Raw genomic sequence first — 19,989 nt, 5'->3', positions numbered from 1 at the left:
GCCCGATACCAAGTCACCAAGTCGGCTGATGGATGTTTGTGAGCTTATTCCGCCGTAGGGGCGCCGCCAATTATCGCTTCGAGCCAGACGGGCAAATGCAGCGGACCGTCACGGAGCGATGGGAGCGATACGGCTCAGGCCGCGCCCTTGATCCAGTCGACGAGCTTCGACTTCGATTGGGCGCCGACCTGCACCGCGGCCGGCTCGCCGTTCTTGAACAGCAAAAGCGTCGGGATCGAGCGCACGCCGAACTGGGCGGCGATATCCGGGTTCTCGTCGATATTGATCTTGGCGACGGCGACGTCGGTCATTTCTTCCGAGATCTCTTCGAGGCTCGGCGCAATCATCTTGCACGGCCCGCACCACTCGGCCCAGAAGTCGACGACCACCGGCTTGTCGCTTTCGAGCACGTCGGTCTTGAAGTTCTGGGCATCGACTTTCTTGGTGGCCATATCCGGCTCCTCATGTGATGGTTCGTTCGAATAGGTAGCCTTGCTGCTGAAGCAATTCAAGCAAGGTCGCCATTCGTCGGACGCTGCGTTTTCGCGGTTGAAACAGTGGGGCTTGCGGCATTGGAGGCCGGGCGCTTGGCGAGCGCTGCATCCAGCCGCTCCGGCGCAATGGCGATCAGCCGCGGCGCCTCGGTAAAGATCAGCGCCGCGTCGACGCGTTTGCCCAGATAGAGCGGCTGGATCAGCGCGCGATAAAGCGCCAGCTGCACGACATAGGCGTCGGGGACGGCGGAAAGATCGCGTGGCGCCAGGCGGTTGGTCTTGTAGTCGACGATCAGCACCGCGTCGGCGGTGACCGCCAGACGATCGATCATGCCGTTGACGGTGAACTGTCTGCCGGCGAGCGTGACGTCGCCGGCCACCGCCACCTCGGCCCGGCTGCCCGGCGCAAAGATCGGCGCGAAGGCGGGCTCTGCCATCACCGCCAGCACCTGCCGCATCAGGGCCTCGCCCTCATCCACCGGCAGGTCGTGGGCGAGCGCCGTCAAAATCGCACGCGCAGCCCGCGGACGATCCTCAGGCGCAAGATCGGGCAAAAACTCCAGCATGCGGTGGGCGGCCAGGCCACGGCGAATCGCCAAGGACGGTATGGCTGCGGCGCTCAGCACCGGCGAGGGGTGGGGCGGCGGCGTTTCGTCCGCCTCGGCCTGCGGCTCGGGCAGGATTTCGGCGGCGGCGCCGGCGAGCGACGGCGACAGCGGCCGCGGCGGCAAAATCTCCGGCGCAAGCATCGACAGCGGCAGTTTCGGCATGGCTGTCGGCCGCTGCCGCTCGGGAGCGAGCTTGTCACCGCCCGCCGCAGCGCCGATCCGCCAGGCGATCGCCTCACCGCCGGCGTCGGTGATCGCATCGGCCTGATCCTGCAACGCGCCGATCGCTCGCTGCAGCCAGCTTTCCGGATTGGGCCCGCGTTGCGGCGCCAGCCCACAGATCACCAACCGGTCGGCGGCGCGGGTCATGCCGACATAGAGCAGCCGGCGATACTCGTCTTCGGCGCGGGCCTTTTCGGTGTGCTTCAGCGCCTCGACCGCATTGTTGCGCAGCGCCTTCGACGGGCACCAGAGAAAGCCCGGCGCCTGACCTGGCCGCAAGCCCGGCATCGGATCGAAGGCAATCAGGCTGGCGCCGTGGCTGGCGGAAAAGGCCGCCGAGCCCGGATCGACCAGAAAGACCACCGGGGCTTCGAGGCCCTTCGAGGCGTGGACGGTCAAAATGCGCACCTCGCCGCGACCGTGGCCAAGTTCACGCTTCAACGTCGGCGGGCTTTCGGAAAGTTCGGCGAGGAAGGCGTCGAGGCCGGTGACGCCAGCCTCCTCCTTGGCCAAAGCGAGATCGAGGAAGGCGTCGATGACCTCGCCGGCATCGCGGCCGAGCCGTGCGACGAGCGCCTTCCGTCCGCCCTCCGGGCCGAGGATGCGGGCATAGAATTCGAACACGCCCTGGAAGCCGGCGCGATCGCGCAGCGTGTCGAGGCGTGCGATGGCCGCCTTTGCCTTTTCGAGAAGGGCGATCGCCGCGGATCCGTCGGGCACGACCTCCGGCAGCCGGTCAAGGCCATTTTCGCCAGCAAGCAGCCGCAGGCCGAGGGAAAGCGGCATCGTCCCTTCGCGCGACAGAGCAAGCCCCATCAGCTCGTCGTCGGAAAAGTTAAAGAGCGGGCTTTTCAATACGGCGGCGAGCGACAGGTCGTCGTCGAAATTCGCCACCACCCGGCCGAGCGCCATCAGATCCTCGATGGCGATGTGATCGGTGATCGCCAGCCGGTCGGTGCCGGCGACGGCGATGTGGCGGTCGCGCAGGGCGGCGGCCAGCGCCGCGCCGAAGCCGGACCGCTTGCGCACCAGCACCATGACGTCGCCGGGATTGAGCGCCCGGCGCTCGCCCTTGACCAGGATCGGATCGCCGAGCCAGGCCGCGATCTGATCGGCGATGCGGGTGGCGAGGCGATTGGCCGGCGAGGTCTGCGGCTCGACGTCGAGCGGCAGCGTCCAGTCCTCGGGCTCATCTTGGGCTACGGCCTGAAACGGCGGCCAGATCTCGACGAGGCCCGGCCCGTCGCGCCGGGCGGCGGTGTGGACCGGGGCTTCGCCGCTGGCCGAAAGGCCCTTCCGGTTGTCCGGATCGGCAAAGACCTGATCGACTGCCGACAGCACCGTCTCGACCGTGCGGAAGGAGCGGTTGAGCTGGATCGCCTCAAAGGCGAGCTCGGCCTCGCCGGCGCGTCGCTCGACCCGGCGACGCTCGTCATCGAACATCTGCGGCGAGGCGCCCTGAAACGAGTAGATCGACTGCTTCTCGTCGCCGACCGCAAACAGCGTGCGGCGGCGATTGTGACTGCCTGTGCCGGCGAAGAACTCTTCGGCCAGCTCGCGCATCACCTGCCATTGCCGGGGGCTGGTATCCTGCGCCTCGTCGATCAGGATGTGGTCGATGCCCTGGTCGAGCTTGTAATGCACCCAGGCCGAGGCTTCCGAACGCAAGAGCAGATCGGCGGTTTGGGCGATGAGGTCGGTGAAATCGAGCCGGCCGCGCCGGCGTTTCAGCGCGGCGTATTCGCGCTCGAAGGCGTCGGCGATGGTCAGCGCCGCGCGGCTGGCGCCAAATAGCCGCAGGGTTGCGCGGCGCTCGTCGATCGCCTTTGCCCGCTCTCCCGCCGCCTGCACCCGTTCCAGCAGATCGGGAATGAATTCGGCGACAGCCTTGGTGACGAGTCTGTTCAGGGAGGACCGCACCTCCCCCTTGGAATCGAGGCCGATGGCGCGATAGGCGGCAAACCGGTCTTCCGGTGCCGCCTTGTCGTCGCGAAATGACGCCAGCCGATCGGCGAATTTCGCGTCGGTGGCCGCTTTCGAGGCCAGCGTCGCAATCCTGAGGACGTCGCAGGTCGCCGGGTCGAGATGTGGGCAGGCGAGCGCCTCGGCCAGGGTCGCGGCGGGTTGGTCGCCTTCTCCGATCGCGAGCGCCCGAGCGAGACGGGCGATCGCCTCGTCGAGGCCGCCTGCCTCTTCGAGATGCCGGAACACCTCGTCGCGTTTGAAAGCGATGTCGGCGAGGAGCTTGTCGAGGCCGAACTCGCCGGCCACCTCGAGCGCCTCGGCAAAGGCTTCGGCGAGATTTTTCGCGGCATGGCCGGGCATATGGGCACTGCCAGTCAAAAGCCGTTTGCGGGTTTCGGCGAGCAGCCGGGCGCTCTCGGCGTCGTCCATCACCTCGAAATGGCCGGGGACGTCCGCCTCCAGTGGAAACTGGTGGAGGATCGCCTCGCAAAAGGCGTGGATCGTCTGGATCTTCAGACCACCGGGCGTCTCCAGCGCCCGGGCAAAGAGCTGGCGGGCTTCGGCCAGCCGCGCGGCATTCGGCGGACGCCTGGCGTCGAGCCGTTCAAGCGCACCCGCCAGCGCTTCGTCGGGCATTGTCGCCCATTCGCCGAGTCGGGCGAAGACGCGGGCCGACATTTCGGCCGCGGCCGCCTTGGTGAAGGTGAGGCAGAGGATCTTCGACGGATCGACGCCGGAGAGGAGCAGCCGCACCACCCGCTCGGTCAACACATGGGTCTTGCCGGAGCCGGCATTGGCCGACACGAAGACCGAGGTGCCGGGATCGGAGGCGATCGCCTGGCGGCGCTTGGTATCCTCGTCGACGAAGAGCGGTGCGAGCGGGCTCATTCGACCTCTCCTTCGCTATCTTCGCCGCCGGCGACCGACCATTCTTTGACCCGGGCGAGATGATCGTAGTCGCCGGAGGTCTCGCCGGCGAGGATCGGCCGCAGCCGCGATCCGAAGGCGGTTTCGCGCTTCAGGAACCTGGCGGCGAGCCCCTCGAAACGGCGGATCGCCCGCTCCGACAGCTCCGTCGGATCGCAGGGCTGGATCGCCTTGGTGCCGGCAGTCTCCAGCCCTTCTTCCTTCAATTCGCGCTCGCGCAGCCGCACATAGGCCAGATCGGCGATGATTTCACCGGGCTTGGTTCCCTCAAAATCGCCGCGCATCGCCATGCCGCCTTCGAGGGCCAGCTGCGGCGCGAGCAGCGCGCGGGCCTGGCGCACCGACGGCCTGGTGCCGGTCTTGAAATCGAGGATGACGAGATGGCCGTCCTTCAACCGGTCGATCCGGTCCGAGCGGCCGGTCAGTGTGACGCCGATCGACGGAAATTCGCTCGCCCCGCCGCGCTCGGCGAGGCGTTCGGCAATGTCGCCGTCGCGCGCCCGCTCCCAGGCGAGAAAATCGCCGATCGTGCCGACCATCCGTGGCCACCACACGGCTTCGATCTCGCCCGGCAGCGCTTCGCGGTCGAAATGCTCGCGGGCGATCAGCGTCAACGCCTCGACGGCGTTTGGCGCGTTCGGATCGATCCCCTTGATGACGAAGTCGGCAAGGATCGCATGGATCAGACTGCCGCGTTCGGCCGCGTGCGGCGCGCGCATCAAGGGTGGCAGCGGTTCCAGCTTGAGAATGCGCCGGGCGTGAAGAGCGTAGGGGTCGCGGATCAGCGTCTCGACCTCGGTGACCGAATAGCGGCGCGGCCGGCTTTCGAGCGGCGGACGCGGTTCGGGGCGGGGAATGCGCGGCTGATCCGTCGCGGTCTCCAGCGCGTCGGCGGCGACCAGATAGGCGGCACCCCGCGCGCTCATTGTCCGAGTCACGTCCGGGCCGGCCAGCGTCGTCAGCCGCTGCAGCCAGCGCGAGGCGATGGCCGGCGCGCCGTCGACGCGGCGCGAGCGGGTCATGATTACTCGCTTGGCGCCCATCGCCATCCAGAAGTCGTGGGCGGCAAGGCCGATCCGCCGCTCCGGGGGATCGAGCGCGATTTCCCGCCGCATCAGCCGGGAGAGAAAGGCGCCGCTTTGGGCGCCGGCCGGCCAGACGCCTTCGTTCAAGGATCCGAGGATCGCCGTATCGACGCTTTCGAGGCGCGCCTCCAGCGTGCCGAGAACGAAGGCGCGGGCCGAAAGGCCGCCGCGCGGCTTGACGCTGACGCCGGCGATCAGCGCCGCGATCGCATCGGGCAGTTCGCGCGCCGGGAAGGCGAAGCCGGTTTCCGGTGCGGCGACGAGATCGGACAGGAATTGGACGAGCGCCGCGCCGTTCTCGCCGGCATAGAGCGTCTTCGAGCCGCCGCTGTCGTCTCTGGCGAGTGTCTCCAACGCTTCTGTCAACGCCACGGCAAAGGCCGGCAGCTCCTGCGGTTCGGCCTTGCGCAGGGCGGTGAGCGGGCGCAGCGCCGCCGAAAAATCTTCGGCAAACTGGCTGGCAGCCGGGTATTCGGCGGCTTTCACATTACGCGCCGGTCGGGTGATGAGCTTGGCCGCCTCGCCCGCGGGGAGCGCTTCGATCGCTGCGATCCGGCGCCTGACGATCGCCCCGAGATCAGCGCCGTCGGCGATTTCGACCGTGCCTCGGACCGCGATCAGCTCGATCGCTCGGGCGGCGTTGCGGGCGTTGATCGCGCTGCGGCCGAGGCGGCAGAGCGGATGTTTCAACAGACCGAGTAGGGCGACCGGGTCGCCCGGCTCCAGCGCCACCTGCAACAGGCTGGCGAGCAGCGTGCCGGGGGCGGTGGTCGCCAGCGGCCGGCCGGCGGAATCATTGGCGGTGATGCCGAAGCGTTCGAGCTCGGCCAGAACCCGGCGGGCCAACCGCCGATCGGGGGTGATCAGCGCCGCGGTCGCGCCGGGCTCCTCCAACGCCTCGCGCATCGCAACGGCGATCGCCAGCGCCTCGACCCGCGGCTCGCTCGCTTCGATCAGGGCGACGTCGTCAAGGACGTTTGGGCCGAAGCGCTGGGCCTCCTCTGCCCACAGCGCGGTCGTCTCGGCCGGGCGAAGCGCGCTGGCGAGGAAGGCTTCGCGCGCGGCGAGGGCGGGCGACAAGCCCTCATCGAGATGCCGCACGGCCTCGGGCGCCATGGCAAAGCGGGTGAGGATGCGCTTCAGGCCGTATTGCGGATGACCGGGCGCGGCGATGGCGCGATCGCGATCGATCGCCGAAAAGCCGTGGCTGCCGATGTGCCGATCAAGCCCCGGCAGGACGAGCGCGCCGTTCGGCAGATAAGCGACGGCCTGCATCAACTCGATGGTTTCCGGCGCGGTGGCGGTCGAACCGGCGAGGATCACCGGCCCTCGGGTGGCGCCGGCCCGCAGCCGCGCCGTCTCGTCGCGCAGCCAGGCATTCTTTGCCGCCGCTTCGCTGCTGACGCCACGGGCGCTCAAAAAGGCCGGCCAATGCGTGGTGATGATTTCGAGAAACGACAAGGTAGTCTGCCACCAGGCTGCCAAGGCTTCCGGGGCGAGGTCTGCGAGCGTCTCAAACGCGGTGCCCTCGGTCTCGAACTCGTCGAGCAGCGCGCCGAGACCGCCCGCGAGCCACAAGGCTTCCGAGGCCGAGGTGATGCGCTCAGGCGTGTCGTCCGCCAAGGTTTCGCCTGGAACCCGATCGGCGAGATGGCGCCATTGGCGGGCGAGCCGGGCGAGGCAGAGCCGGCGTTCGAGTTCGGGCATGGCCGGCAGGGCGGTGCCTGGCGCGTCTGTCCGGGCGGCGAAAATGCCGGCCTCGTCGCCATCGCCGATCGGACGAATCCGCGGCAAGATCGCGGTCTGGCCGCCGAGCGCGTCGGTGAAGGCTCCGCTGAGGCTGCGCGCGGCGCGCCGGCTCGGGAGATAGATGGTGACGTCGGCAAGCCGCAGCGGGTCGCCGTCATAGCGAAAGCTCTCGATCAGACGGCCGGAGAGAAGCGCTTCGGCGAGAGTCCTCAAAAACGGCTTGCCCGGCGGGATCGAGAAGACGGTCGGTGACATTCCAAGAGTTTAAAGCCTGCCGCTTTGATTCGCATCGGCCGGACTGTGCCCGCTCACCGCTTTCTGTCCCGCTCACCGAGCATGATGATCGACCAGATCGGATCGATGGGATCGTCGCGGTGCTCGTCGCAGCGGGTCGAAACCGGATGTGGAGCGCCGTTTTGCCCGGCAAGCCCGCTCTTGTGCTTCCCCTTCGGCCTGTTACACTTAGTGAGAAACTGAAACAAATGGCGCTATGGAACGCGAAAATCCGCTGTTTCGCGCCGGAGAGATCGTGTGAGTGACCATGACGATTCGGGGAGACATCGGCACCGGCCGCAGATAGCTCATGAGGACGTCGCCTTCGGAGCCGGGCATCGGCATGTCGGCGGATCGGATCGCGACGCGTGTCGCAACTTTCCGCGGGATTACGCGGGCGGTGGTGCCGAAAGAGCGGGCGAGTCCCGGGCGGAGGCGAATGCGGCTCTTGACGTTGCCCCGTTGACCAAACGTCAGCGACGGCGTCGGCGCAAGAGCCGGAAGAAGCCGGATGCGGCGAGCGCTGCCCCACAGGAACCGGCCCGCCCGGCCGCTCATCCGGCGGGAATGCCGCGTGGTGCCCGCAAATATGCGCGGCCGCGCCGCGGTGAGGTGTCATCTGGCGAAGCTGGAGAGGACAAGTGTTCGGAGAGTAAGCGTGCCGGTGCCCTTTCTCCAGCCAAGGCGCGTGGCAGGGGCGAGCCCGGTCGCAATCCGAACCGCAGCGATACGGCCCGACGCGATGGCCGGCCCGGCGCCGTTGCCCAGACCCAGATGGATGGGCCACAGGCCGGCACGCCGGCGATCGTCGCGTCGCAGCGCGACAAGCCACAGGTTTACGCCGCGCTCGATCTTGGCACCAACAACTGCCGCCTCCTGATCGCGGTGCCGACGCGCCCTGGCCAGTTCCGGGTGATCGACGCCTTTTCGCGGATCGTCCGGCTCGGCGAAGGTCTCGGGCGCACCGGCAGCCTGTCGCGCGGTGCCATGGACCGGGCGACGGCGGCGCTGACCGTCTGCGCCCAGAAGATCGCGGCGCGCGAGGTCAATCGCACCCGGCTGATCGCCACCGAGGCCTGCCGGGCGGCGGCCAACGGCGCGGAATTCATCGAAGAGGTCACCGCCCGCACGGGTCTGTCGCTGGAAATCGTCTCGCGCGAGACCGAAGCGCGGCTGGCGGTTTCGGGCTGCGGCTCGCTGATCGATCGCAAGGCGCGGGGCGCGGTGCTGTTCGATATCGGCGGCGGCTCCTCCGAGATCGCCCTGCTCGATCTGCGTGGGCCGCATACGCGGCGGCTGGCGAGCCGGATCGTGGCTTGGACCTCGCTGCCGGTCGGCGTGGTCACGCTCGCCGAGCGCCATGGCGGCCGCAATGTGACGCCGGAAATCTTCGAGCGCATGGTCACCGAGACGATCGCGCTGATCGAGGACTTTCCCAATCGGGACAAGCTGAAGGACCTGGTCGGAACGGAGAATTTCCATCTCCTCGGCACGTCGGGAACGGTGACGACGCTGGCCGGCGTCCATCTCAACCTCGAACGCTACGATCGCCGCCAGGTGGACGGGCTGTGGCTGACCGCAGACGATGCTGACGCGCTGGTGAAGACGATTTCCGGCTGGAGTTTCGAGGAGCGGGTCGCCAATCCCTGCATCGGCTCGGATCGGGCCGATCTGGTGCTGGCCGGCTGCGCCATCTTCGAGGCGATCCGGCGGATGTGGCCGGCGCGGGCGCTCAGGGTCGCCGATCGCGGATTGCGCGAAGGGCTGTTGACCGAAATGATGGTGGCCGACGGCGTCTGGCGCCGCCGGGACGGACGACGAGGCAAATAATGGCAGGACGCGGCGACGATCGCGGCATGACGGTTCGTGTCAAGAAGAAGCGCGGCATCAAGGCCTCGTCGCGGCGCTGGCTCGAGCGGCATTTGAACGATCCCTATGTGCGCCGGGCCAAGGCCGACGGCTACCGCGCCCGCGCCGCCTATAAGCTGATCGAGATCGACGATCGCTACAAGCTTTTGAAGCGCGGCCAGGCGGTGGTCGATCTCGGCGCCGCGCCCGGTGGCTGGAGCCAGGTCGCGGTCGAGCGGACCGGCTCGACCAGCGAGTCCATCGGCGTCGTCGGGATCGACTATCTGGCGGTCGAGCCGGTGGCCGGGGCGACGATCCTGGAGATGGATTTTCTCGACGATGCGGCGCCGCAGATGCTGATCGACACGCTCGGCCGGGCGCCGGATATCGTGCTCTCCGATATGGCGGCGCCAACCACCGGCCACCGCCGCACCGATCATTTGCGCACCATGCATCTGTGCGAGGTCGCGGCGGATTTCGCCATCCGGACCTTAAAGCCCGGCGGGCACTTCCTCGCCAAAACCTTTCAGGGCGGCACCGAGAACGATGTCCTGACGCTCCTGAAGCAGAATTTCACCTCGGTTCATCACGTCAAGCCGCCGGCCTCGCGCGACGGCTCGGTCGAGCTGTTCATTCTCGCCAAGGGGTTCAAGGGCCGCCGTGAGGACAGCGACGGCGACACGGGTGAGGATGATGGTGAAAAGGCCGGCCCGCTCGGTTGATCGGCGGCCTTATTCAGCCGGCACCCGGCGGCGGCCGGCAACTTCATCTCCGGCGTTGGCCGGCAGGGCGATGAAGGCGAACACCGCCATGGCGGTAACCGTTCCCACCGTGCAGAAGGCCATGGTGAAGTCGGTAATACTCACCGTGGTCATACGGTTGATCGCCATGCCGAGTTCGAGAATGCCGCCGGCGAGCGCCACCCCGAAGGCCACCGAGATCTGCTGAACCGCGCCGAGCATGGCGGTCGCATCGCCCGAATCCCGCTTCGTCAGATCGGCGAAGGCCATGGTGTTGAGCGAGGTGAAGAACAGCGATCGGAAGAAGCCGCCGACAAGCAGCAATGCGACCACGCCGGGCACCGGCCAGTTCGGGCTGAAAATGCCGATCATCGCGGTCATGCAACCGCCGACGAGGGAGGTCGCGATCAACGTGCGGCGAAAGCCGAACCGCGTCAAAATCGGCTTGGCGAGAAACTTCATCATCAAGGCGCCGCCGATCGAGACACAGGTTACGAGCCCCGATCGCAGCGGTGTGTAGCCGAAGCCCAGCTGCAGCATCAGCGGCAGCAGAAAGGGAACGGCGCCCGAACCGATGCGAAACAGCGTGCCGCCGACGATCGCCGCGCGCAGCGTCGGGGTTTTTAACAGCCTGAGGCGCAGCAGTGGCTCCTGGGTGGTGAGGGCATAACGCACGAAGACCAGCCCCGAAATCAACCCCGCCGCGGCCAGCGCCAAGCCGTAAAGGGGCGGCAGCGCAGGCAACGAGACGATGGAAAAGCCAAAGACCAGACCGGCGCAGGCAAAGCCCGACAGCAGAAAGCCGGGCAGGTCGAAGCGAATGCTGGGAATGGTCTCGATCCAGGGCAAAAAGCGGCCGGCAAGGATGATGCCGGCGATCCCGATCGGCAGATTGATGAGAAAAATCCAGCGCCAGTCGGCAAAGGTGGCGATGGCGCCGCCGATCGGCGGACCGAGCAGCGGACCGATCAACGCCGGGATGGTGAACCAGGCCATGGCGTCGACGAGGTCGGATTTCGGCACGGCCCGCACCAACAGCAGCCGGCCGACTGGCGTCATCATCGCGCCGCCCATGCCCTGCAGAAACCGCGCCGCGACAAAGCCCTCGAGCGAGCTGACCGTGGCACAGGCAAGCGAGCCGGCGACGAACACCGCGATAGCAAGGCGAAACACCAGCCGGGCGCCGTAGCGATCGGCGATGCGGCCGGAGATCGGAATGAAGATGGCGAGCGCGACGTAATAGCTCGTCAGGGCCAGCTTCAAGGCGATCGGACTGGTGCCGATGTCGCGGGCGATCGCCGGCAGCGATGTCGCGATCACGGTGGAGTCCATGTTCTCCATGAACAGCGCAACGGCCAGGACGATCGGGACGATGCGTTTCACAGGGACGGCGGCCTTCGCGGTTGGAGATCGGATCGCCGCGTCGTTTGTGACGGCATGGAGGGACGCTCGACCTTACGCTTGCCACGCGCGGGCGAACCCGTCGGCATCTATAGGCAAGATATGACGAGATGACATCTAGGCGGCGTCTGCCGATCGGGCAACCGCTTCGTTGCGTTTCGAAAACAGCGCTCTCGGCCAGCGACCGGCCGAGAGCGCGAAGGCACGGTCCCTGAGGGGCTTTGGGGACGACCGCGCCTGGTTCCGACCCATGGTGGCCCGAAAATCGTCGCCGATTTCCGGGCCGGTCCGATCGCCGGGTGGACAAACCGACGATCGAAATGGCGGGCTCCGAATCAGAAAGTCGCGGACGATCCAGGGACCAGGACCGTCGAGGACGGGCTCTCGTCCTCTTTGGTTGGGACGAAGTTGCGGCCGTTCGAGGCCGCAACCGTGTCGCGGATCTGCGCGCTGTAGAGGCGGCTTGATTCGCTCGATCCGGGGATCATGACATTGTCCGGCGTCGGCTGGTGCTGGATCGGCGCGAGATTCTGCGGATCGACATTGTCGTTGTACGGCGCGCCCGGCAGGTTTTGCGGCGCCGCCGAGGCGACGGCCGGTGCGAGGGCGAGACCGCCGGCGACAAGGGCGGTGGACAATGCGGTCAGAGTTTTCATGGCTTTCGCCTTTCCTTCAAAACAAGACATCGCGATGCAGCCTGATGGCCTGAATCGCGGTTGGTCGGAGCGATCGCGGTGGGTCAAAGGCCCCGGCCGGATCGGTGGGTCGACCGATGTCCTGGACTTATGTTGGAACGAATGGCCCGCTAGAGGCATTTGAGAGACGCCTTGTTCCAATCAGAGAACGGCCACGCCCGGAACTACCCACGCCCGGAACCACCCATGCCCGGAACCTTTGACGATCTGTATTTCTATGAAGCGGTGGTTCGAAACCGCGGATTCAGCGCCGCGGGCCGCGAGCTCGGGGTGGCGAAATCGGTGCTCAGTCGCCGCGTGCGCAATCTCGAGGAGCGTCTCGGCGTGCGGCTGATCGAGCGCAATTCCAGTCACTTCGAAGTGTCCGAGATCGGCCGCGACGTGTTTCGCCACGCCCAGGCTGCCAAGCTTGAAATGGAGGAGGCGGCGCGGGTGGCTGCGCAGGTGGCCGGCGAGCCGCGTGGTTTGCTCCGGGTGAGTGTGCCGCCGGGCGCACCCGCGGAGATCGTCTCGAACGGGCTTGAAACCTTTCTCGGTCAGCACCCCAAGGTCCGGATCCAGCTGATCGTCACCCATCGCCGGCTCGATTTGATCGAGGACCGGATCGACATTGCGATTCGGGCGCGGTCGGATTTTTCCGGCGAGACCGACTATGTGGTCAAGCGGCTGGGAGCGATCCGCTTCGGCTTCGTCGCGAGCCCGCGTCTGATCGCCGGGCGCGCGGCGATGAGCGATCTGGACGATCTGCGCGGTTTGCCGATGCTCGGCCGCGACGACATGCACAGCGAAGAGGTCTTGCTGTTGCAGGGGCCGCATGGCGAAGAGCAGCGATTCCGCATCGAGCCGCGGGTTGCCTCGAACAGCATCAACGTCGTTCTCGACGCGGCCCGGCGGGGCCTAGGCGTCGGCTTTTTGCCCAAGGTCATCACCGCGGCGCCGATTGCCGACGGAGAACTCGTTCCGCTGCTGCCGGATTGGCAAGGACCGGAATCGGTCTTCCACATCGCGTTCACCTCACGTCGGGCGATGTTGCCGGCGGTTCGACTTTTCGTCGATTTCATTTCTGAACGGCTGAAGCACCTGTTTACCGACCACTGAGCGGCGATCGGGCCGATGGGCCACTCTCGTCCATCGTCATCGAACGGCGCTGTCACCATTCAGATTGCCAAAAAGATCGCGTGACCCGTCACCCCGTCCCTCGTTTCAGCCGGCGCGCTGCCCTAAGATTGACCGCCATGCTGGGCGGCATCCTCACCGCCGGCGTTGGTGGTCTGCGCCAGTTTGCGCGGGCCGATGAGACGTCTGGTCGGCCCGCCGTTCAAACCCCGATCGAAAGGCCAATATCATGATACCAGGCTGGCAGCGCCTTGTCCTTGGCGAGGCGCGCATCACCACCGTGCTCGACGGCGCAATGCACAATGACGGGCCCTATCCGATCTTCGGCAAGGATCGCAGCCAGGAGGAGATGGCGGCGCTGATGCGCGCCAATTTTCTGCCCGAGACCCGCTTCGTCAATCATTTCACCCCGACGCTGATCGCGCTCGACGACAATCTCATTCTGTTCGATACCGGTTTTGGCGAAAGCGGCAGTGACAAGGGCTTCGGCAAGCTCGTCGCGCGGATGGCCGACGCCGGCTATGGGCCGGAGGCGGTGACCATCGTGGTGCTCACCCATCTCCATCCCGACCATATTCTCGGCCTGATGACCGGCGGCGCGCCGACCTTCCCCAATGCCCGCTATGTGACCGGCAAGCGGGAATTTGCCTGGTGGACCTCCGCCGAGGCGAAGGCCAGCGACCGGGCGGAAAACGCCAAGATGGTCGACAGGATCGTCGTTCCGCTGAAGGATCGCATGACCCTTCTCGATGACGGCGATCAGGTGGTCAGCGGCATCACCGCCCACAACGCCTTCGGTCACACGCCCGGGCATATGATCTTTGAGCTGGAATCGGCGGGCCAGCGGCTGGTGCTGACGGCCGATACCGCCAACCACTTCGTCGCCTCGCTGCAAAAGCCCGATTGGCAGGTCCGCTTCGACATGGATCCGCAGACGGCGATCGCCACGCGCAAGCGCGTCTTCGACCAGATCGCCGTGGAGCGCGTCCCCTTCATCGGCTACCACATGCCGTTTCCGGCGATCGGCTATGCCGAAAAGCTTGAGGAGGGCGGCTATCGCTTCGTGCCGATGAGCTATCAGCTCGCCGTCGCCAACGCGGCGAACTGACGGCCGTATCGGGTCAGGGCTTGTCGGCCGTGGCCTTTGCGTCCGGCAACGCCTCGGCCCAGGCGACAATGCGCTCAGCCAGTTCGCTTGTCGTCTTCGGCGAGAGAATGTCGCCGGCAATGACATGGTGGAAGGGATCGCCCGACACCGGGACGTCGATCACTTGGTGCGGGCCGGGCCATTTCGCCACGAAGGCGTCGCTGGCATCGGGGTCGACCACCTGATCTTGTTGCGAATACAGCATCAAGAGCGGCAGCGGCTTGGCTTTTGACAGATCGAGGTTGCGCGCGGCTCTGACCAGAGCTGCCATCGGCGCCAGCGCACCGATCGGATAGCGCGTGGTCCAATGCTTGGCCTGGCCCTCGTTCAGCGGCTGAAAGCCGTAGGTCTTGCCGCCGATCAGTGGCAGCAGCTTGCGGGCGAAGGGCATGTCGAGCAGGAACGCCCAGCGGTCGTTGATGGCAAAGTTCGGCGAGACCAGCACCAGGCCTTCGGTGTCCTTCATCATGCCGGGAAGAGTCGTGCCGAGGGTTGCCAGCGTGCCGCCGGTGGAAGTCCCGATGACGATCACCTTCGAGCCGATGTCCCGGCCGATCGCCATCGCCTCGGCGAGATCGTTCACCCAGTCGTTGACGCTGACCTGCTCCATCGCCGCACCGTCGCGGCCATGGCCGGACAGGCGGGTGTAGAAGAGATTGGCCTTCAGCGCTTTGGCGACCTCGTCGGCCAGTGGCCGGGTCTCCGCCTTATCGGCGGAAAAGCCGTGAATATAGACGACCGACAGCGGCGTTTTGGCCCGCGACTTCGGATAGGCCCAGATGATTTCCTTCTTCGACCAGGGCCTGAGATTTGGAATATTGGCTTCCTCACGCGCGAGATAGGCGTCCGCGTCCGACCCGATCTTCGTCGGGTCGAAATGCACCGTCAGATCGACGGGCTCGCGCGGGCCGAAGAGCCAGAGCCCGCCCAGCACGATCGCGAGGAGGAGAACGAGGGCGAAGACGATACGTAGGATCAAGGATTCAGGTCCGCTTGGCATGCCGTCCGGCCAGCCATAGCGCGGATCGTCTCACGATCAAAGGACGCGTGGGAGGCGAGCAAAGGACGCGGGCATGCATGCCGCCTGCGCCCGCGCCGTGGTGGTCATTGCGTCACAGGGTGATCTGGTAGAGCGCGAAGCCGTCCTTCTCTTTGCCCGTCGGCTTGATCGTGACGCCCTTGACCTGGCCGACATAGTCTTTTGCCTTCGGCCCGGTTTCGAACACCGCGCTGGTCTTGGCGACCGGGGCAAAGCGCCAGTTGGCGTCGGCCGACGGATTGATCGTGCCCTTCTGGTGGATGTAGCGCACGATCACGTCGCGGTTTGCATCCGGGGCGACATAGACGATCTTATCTTCGGAAATGCCGGGGAAATGGCCGCCGCCGCTCGCCCGGTAATTGTTGGTCGCGACGATGAATTCCTGCTTGGGATCGATCGGCTGATCGTCGAATTTCAGATCGCGGATGCGTGCGGCGCCGGCATCGGCGACTTTGCCTTCGGCGGTATACTTAGCCGGCTTCGTTACGTCGATCAGATAGGTGACGCCGTCGATGACGTCGAAATTGTAGGATGGGAAATCGTCGGCCAGCAGCGGCTGGTCGCTCCTGCCGGCTTCGATCCGGCGGAACATGCCGGCCGACATCTCCAGCCATTCCTTGACGTCGGCGCCGGTGATCTTCACCGCCCTGACGGTGTTCGGATAAAGATAAAGATCGGCGACATTCTTGATCGCGATCGGCCCGGCGGGAACATCGGTGTAATAGTCCGGCCCGCCGCGACCACCGGCCTTGAACGGCGCGGCGGCCGAGAGCAGCGGCAGCTTGCCAAATTCCGTCGGTTTCAGGATTTCGCGCATGTACCAGGTCTGCGCCTGATTGACGATTTGCACCGAGGGATCGTCGGCGACCAGCGCGAAATAGGAAAACAGCGGCGCCGAGGTCTTGCCGACCGGCGTGCGAACATAGGTGAGCGTCGCCTCGTGATCCTTGCGGGCGGCGTCGAGCACCGGCTGGTCGCTTGCCACCGTCGGCGTGACGGTCTTTTCCGCCCGCTCGTAGATCGGTCGGAGCTCGGTGGAGAAGTCAGCGATCCGCCAGCCCGTCCCGTCATGTTCGAGCAGCAGGTCGACAAGGCCGAGATCGGAGCCCCAGAAGCCGGCCATCACCGCCGGCTTGCCGGCAAGCGTGCCTTTCTTCGGATCGGCGTCCGCAATGTCTTGAAAATCCTTTTCGCCCGGAAAGCGAAGATGCTGGTGGCCGGTGAAGACGACATCGATGCCCTTGACCTTGGCCAACTGTAGCGAAGCGTTTTCCGGCTTCTCGTCGTTCGGGTCGTTCGCGGCAATGCCGGAATGAGACAGCGCCAGAACCAGATCGACGCCTTCGGCCCGCAGCTTCGGCACCCAGGCCTCGGCCGCTTCGACGATGCCTCGGGTGTCGACCTTGCCCTGAAGATTTTGCTGATCCCAGGTCATGATCTGTGGCGGCACGAAGCCGATGACGCCGATCCGGATCTTTTTCTTCGTCCCGTCGCCGAGTTCGATCGTGCGATCGAGGACGCGATAGGGTGGCAGATAGAGCGTATCCTCAAGCGGTGTCGCGGCGAGCTTGCCTTTGACGAGATTGGCGCAGCAATAGGGGAAATTCGCCCCCGCCATCACCTTGTCGAGGAAGGGCAGGCCGTAATTGAATTCGTGATTGCCGAGGGTGCCGGCCTCGTATTTCAACACGTTCATCGCGGCGATGACGGGATGGATGTCGCCGTCTTTCATGCCGCGCTGATAGGCGACGTAGTCGCCCATCGGATTGCCCTGCAGGAAATCGCCATTGTCGAACAGCATGGCGTTCTTGGCCTCGGCGCGGATCTCCTTGATGATCGCAGCCGTGCGCGCCAGGCCCACCGTGTCCGATGGTTTGTCGGCGTAGTAATCGTAAGGATAGACGTTGACGTGGATGTCCGTCGTTTCCATCAGCCGTAGATGGGCCTGATTGGCGGCCGCGCGCACCGAATAGGGATGCAGCACGACGGCGGCGCCGAGCGCGGCCGAGCCGGCGAGGAAATGGCGACGAGACAAAGCGTGCCGCTGGGGATCGGACATGAAGCGCTTCCTTCGATCGGGTCTCGGCGACGGGCCGGAAATGAACGGTCGATGATCGCCATCAGGCTCTTACGTTACGCCATGAGCGCGGCGATGTCGCATGATGATTTGACGACGTCTGTGTCGCGAAAACACCTGGCTGCGGCAGCGCTGCGAGCCGGCTCAAGCGATCTTTTCGATCAGCCTGCCGACCATCAGATCGAGATGAGCGCCGCCACCATTCTTGAACACGGTGATGGCGTCCGGCCCGCTGCGACCGGCTTTGCCGGCCACAAGATCGTAAAGATCGCCGCGAATGTCGTCGCGGGTGATCGCGCCTTCGTCGAGCGGGATCTGAATCTCGCCGATATGGCCGATGGTGGTCTGGCGCGAATCGACGAACAGCTCGCCGCGGCTAAGCACCGTGTCGTCGGCTTCGCGCATTTGTGGCGTATAGGCGCCGATGAGGTCGACATGGGCGCCGGCTTTCAGCCAGGCGCCCTTGAGGAACGGCTCCTTGGCGAGCGTCGCGCAGGTGACGATGTCGGCCTCGCCGGCCGCCGCTTCGAGATCGGCCGCAACGCAGATCGTCACCGCACCGCCGGACGCGGCGTCGACCAACTGCTCGGCCCGCTTGGTGGTGCGGTTCCAGACGAGGATGGTCTCGATCGTCGGAAACAGCGCCGGATAGCCCTCGACGAGATGGGCTGCGACCGTGCCCGCGCCGCAGACGAGCAGCGTTTTGGGTTTGGGATTGGCGAGCAGCCGGGCGCCGAGCAGCGAATCGCCGACGGTCTTCCATTTGGTGACGAGCGGGCCGTCGATCAACGCGCTCGGGGCGCCGGTCTCGGGATCGAAAAGCAGCATGCTGCCCTGGACAGAGGGGCGCGGCGGATCGGCACGCGGGTTGCCCGGAAAGACGCTCATCGATTTGAGCGCGATGCCGAAGCCCTCGATCCAGGCCGTGCGGGTCAGCAAGCTGTTCTCGCCGCTGCCGATCAGCAGATCGCCGATCGAAGGCTTGGCTTCGCGATGGCCAGCGTCCAGCGCGTCGACGACGGCGGTCCAGGTCAATTGGCTGTCGGCCGGATCAAAAGCGATCGTCTTCATGTCAGAGCTCGCATGGGTTCCTGCAGGGATTCGATCGCCGGCGTTTGCACATCCCGCACCGCATAGGGCCGAAAGCCGTGCTTTTGATAGAGCCCCAGCGCCGCCGGATGATCGAGCGTGTTGGTCTCGATCGTCACCCGCTTCGGGCCGCTGGCAAAGGCGCTCCAGATCGCCCGCGACAGCATGACATGGGCAAGGCCCCGGCCGCGAAACTCCGGCAACAGGCCGAAATGAACGATCCGGACCTCGCCGATGGCGCGTCGCACATCGAGTTCGAACCAGCCAGCCCGGCGGCCATCCACGGTCATGACGAAAATGCGCGTGTCGATCGAATGGATCTCGCGCTTCAGCCGATCGTCGGAAACAAGCCGCGAGGTCCAGTGATGGGCGGCGCCGACCCTGCGATAGAGGGTGCGATACTCCGCCACCGGCATCTGGCGCGCCTCGGCGATCGCCAGCGTGCCGCCGCCCTCCGGCATCGGCACGAGGGCGTTGGGGCGGATGTACATTTCCAGGCTGGTGACGCGGGTGCGGATGAGGCGCATCGGCTCACGACCCTGGGCGCGGGCCGGTTTCGACGGGGGTATCGGCCGCCGAGCCCCATTCGGTCCAGGAACCGTCATAAAGCTTGGACTGCCGGTTGCCGAGGCTTTCCAAGGCGAGATTGATCACCGCCGCTGTCACGCCGGAGCCGCAGCTCGTCACCACCGGGCGGTCCGGATCGATGCCAGCCGCCGCGAAAGCCTTGCGCAGATCCTCGGGCGATTTGAGGCGGCCGTCTTCGGTCAGTGAAAGGAAGGGCAGGCTATAGGCGCCCGGCATGTGACCGGCCCGCACGCCCTGACGCGGCTCTGGCGCCACCCCGGCGAAGCGCTCGGCCGGGCGGGCGTCGGCGATCTGCATCGCCCCCTCGGCGACGATCGCCTTCATCGCCGGCAGGAACACGGCCGCGTCTTCGTCGAGCTGCGCGCTGAACCGCGCCGGATCGATTGGCGGTGTCTCGATCTCGATCGGCAGGCCAGCCGCCTGCCAGTCGGGAAAGCCGCCGTCGAGAAGCCGCACGTCCTTGGCGCCGAAGGTGCGGAACATCCACCAGACGCGCGGCGCCGAAAAGACGCCCATGCCGTCATAGACGACGATCGTATCGGTGTCCGAGAGGCCGAGGGCGCCGACCTTTTCGGCAAAGATCGCCGCGTTCGGTAGGGTGTGCGGCAGATTCGAGGTCGGATCGACGATGTCGTCCTGATCGAAGAACACCGCGCCGGGCACGTGGCCGGCCGCATATTCGGCTTTGGCGAAGCGGTTCTGCGCCGGCAGATACCAGGAGGCATCGACGATCGAGAGGCCGTCGCGGCCAATGACATCAGCGAGATCCTGCGGCGAGATGAGGAACGGATTTTGTGTCATGAAACCGAAATATAATGCCGGAAACAGGGAACGATAATGGCGATCGAGAGGCGGTCAGCCAAGAGCTGACCGAATTGTCGGGTCATATCCGGGCAAAGGCGTCCTTGCTATCGCGCATGCCAGGT

At 66.0% G+C, this 19,989-nt stretch carries 14 protein-coding genes; 4 read left to right on the top strand and 10 right to left on the bottom strand.

The window, feature by feature from the left end:
• Positions 1-134: 134 nt before the first annotated feature.
• From trxA to addB, 3 genes are read right to left on the bottom strand one after another with little or no spacing between them, the layout of a single operon-like run.
• Entirely contained in the window at positions 135-452 is a 318-nt protein-coding gene (gene trxA, locus J1C48_RS02385) for a thioredoxin (RefSeq protein ID WP_207256037.1), read from the bottom strand.
• Between the two features lie 56 nt (positions 453-508).
• On the bottom strand, positions 509-4,177 hold the full coding sequence (gene addA / locus J1C48_RS02380; protein ID WP_207256036.1) for a double-strand break repair helicase AddA: 3,669 nt from the start codon (positions 4,175-4,177) through the stop codon (positions 509-511).
• Positions 4,174-7,305 carry a double-strand break repair protein AddB gene (gene addB / locus J1C48_RS02375; RefSeq protein WP_207256035.1) on the bottom strand — a complete coding sequence of 1,044 codons (3,132 nt, stop codon included), beginning with the start codon at positions 7,303-7,305 and terminating at the stop codon, positions 4,174-4,176. The genes addA and addB overlap by 4 nt, the downstream gene beginning before the upstream one ends.
• 792 nt (positions 7,306-8,097) lie before the next feature.
• On the opposite strand from addB, the gene J1C48_RS02370 reads away from it, so the two are divergent.
• Positions 8,098-9,153, top strand: coding sequence for a Ppx/GppA phosphatase family protein (locus tag J1C48_RS02370; protein ID WP_207256034.1), 1,056 nt, complete (start codon positions 8,098-8,100; stop codon positions 9,151-9,153).
• Positions 9,153-9,893, top strand: coding sequence for an RlmE family RNA methyltransferase (locus J1C48_RS02365; protein WP_207256033.1), 741 nt, complete (start codon positions 9,153-9,155; stop codon positions 9,891-9,893). The genes J1C48_RS02370 and J1C48_RS02365 overlap by 1 nt, the downstream gene beginning before the upstream one ends.
• A gap of 9 nt (positions 9,894-9,902) precedes the next feature.
• Here J1C48_RS02365 and J1C48_RS02360 read toward each other — a convergent pair whose 3' ends face one another.
• The gene (locus J1C48_RS02360) at positions 9,903-11,294 is read right to left on the bottom strand and encodes an MFS transporter (RefSeq protein ID WP_207256032.1); all 1,392 of its coding nucleotides are present in this window, start codon (positions 11,292-11,294) and stop codon (positions 9,903-9,905) included.
• A 353-nt stretch (positions 11,295-11,647) separates the two neighbouring features.
• Positions 11,648-11,968: a hypothetical protein gene (locus J1C48_RS02355; protein WP_207256031.1), complete on the bottom strand. Its 321-nt coding sequence runs from the start codon at positions 11,966-11,968 to the stop codon at positions 11,648-11,650.
• A 225-nt stretch (positions 11,969-12,193) separates the two neighbouring features.
• Here J1C48_RS02355 and J1C48_RS02350 point away from each other — a divergent pair, with 225 nt between their 5' ends.
• Together J1C48_RS02350 and J1C48_RS02345 are read left to right on the top strand one after the other, a co-directional pair.
• Positions 12,194-13,105: a LysR family transcriptional regulator gene (locus J1C48_RS02350; protein ID WP_207256030.1), complete on the top strand. Its 912-nt coding sequence runs from the start codon at positions 12,194-12,196 to the stop codon at positions 13,103-13,105.
• Positions 13,106-13,352: 247 nt separating this feature from the next.
• The gene (locus J1C48_RS02345) at positions 13,353-14,231 is read left to right on the top strand and encodes an MBL fold metallo-hydrolase (RefSeq protein ID WP_207256029.1); all 879 of its coding nucleotides are present in this window, start codon (positions 13,353-13,355) and stop codon (positions 14,229-14,231) included.
• Positions 14,232-14,244: 13 nt separating this feature from the next.
• Here the strand turns inward: J1C48_RS02345 and J1C48_RS02340 are convergent, their stop codons facing one another.
• From J1C48_RS02340 to sseA, 5 genes are all read right to left on the bottom strand, one after another.
• Complete coding sequence (locus tag J1C48_RS02340) at positions 14,245-15,249, bottom strand: alpha/beta hydrolase (RefSeq protein ID WP_207256028.1); 1,005 nt, start codon at positions 15,247-15,249, stop codon at positions 14,245-14,247.
• A 133-nt stretch (positions 15,250-15,382) separates the two neighbouring features.
• Positions 15,383-17,368, bottom strand: a complete 1,986-nt coding sequence (locus J1C48_RS02335; protein ID WP_207256027.1) for a bifunctional 2',3'-cyclic-nucleotide 2'-phosphodiesterase/3'-nucleotidase — start codon at positions 17,366-17,368, stop codon at positions 15,383-15,385.
• 162 nt (positions 17,369-17,530) lie between these two features.
• Positions 17,531-18,457 carry an ornithine cyclodeaminase family protein gene (locus tag J1C48_RS02330; RefSeq protein ID WP_207256026.1) on the bottom strand — a complete coding sequence of 309 codons (927 nt, stop codon included), beginning with the start codon at positions 18,455-18,457 and terminating at the stop codon, positions 17,531-17,533.
• Positions 18,454-19,002: a GNAT family N-acetyltransferase gene (locus J1C48_RS02325; protein ID WP_207256025.1), complete on the bottom strand. Its 549-nt coding sequence runs from the start codon at positions 19,000-19,002 to the stop codon at positions 18,454-18,456. Before J1C48_RS02325 ends, J1C48_RS02330 begins: the two co-directional genes overlap by 4 nt.
• A 4-nt stretch (positions 19,003-19,006) precedes the next feature.
• Positions 19,007-19,864, bottom strand: coding sequence for a 3-mercaptopyruvate sulfurtransferase (gene sseA / locus J1C48_RS02320; RefSeq protein WP_207256024.1), 858 nt, complete (start codon positions 19,862-19,864; stop codon positions 19,007-19,009).
• Positions 19,865-19,989 lie beyond the last annotated feature (125 nt).

Source organism: Jiella flava (assembly GCF_017349315.1).
Classification (GTDB): domain Bacteria; phylum Pseudomonadota; class Alphaproteobacteria; order Rhizobiales; family Rhizobiaceae; genus Jiella; species Jiella flava.
Note: the sequence above shows the minus strand (reverse complement) of the source record. Positions and strands in the feature narration are given on the sequence as shown.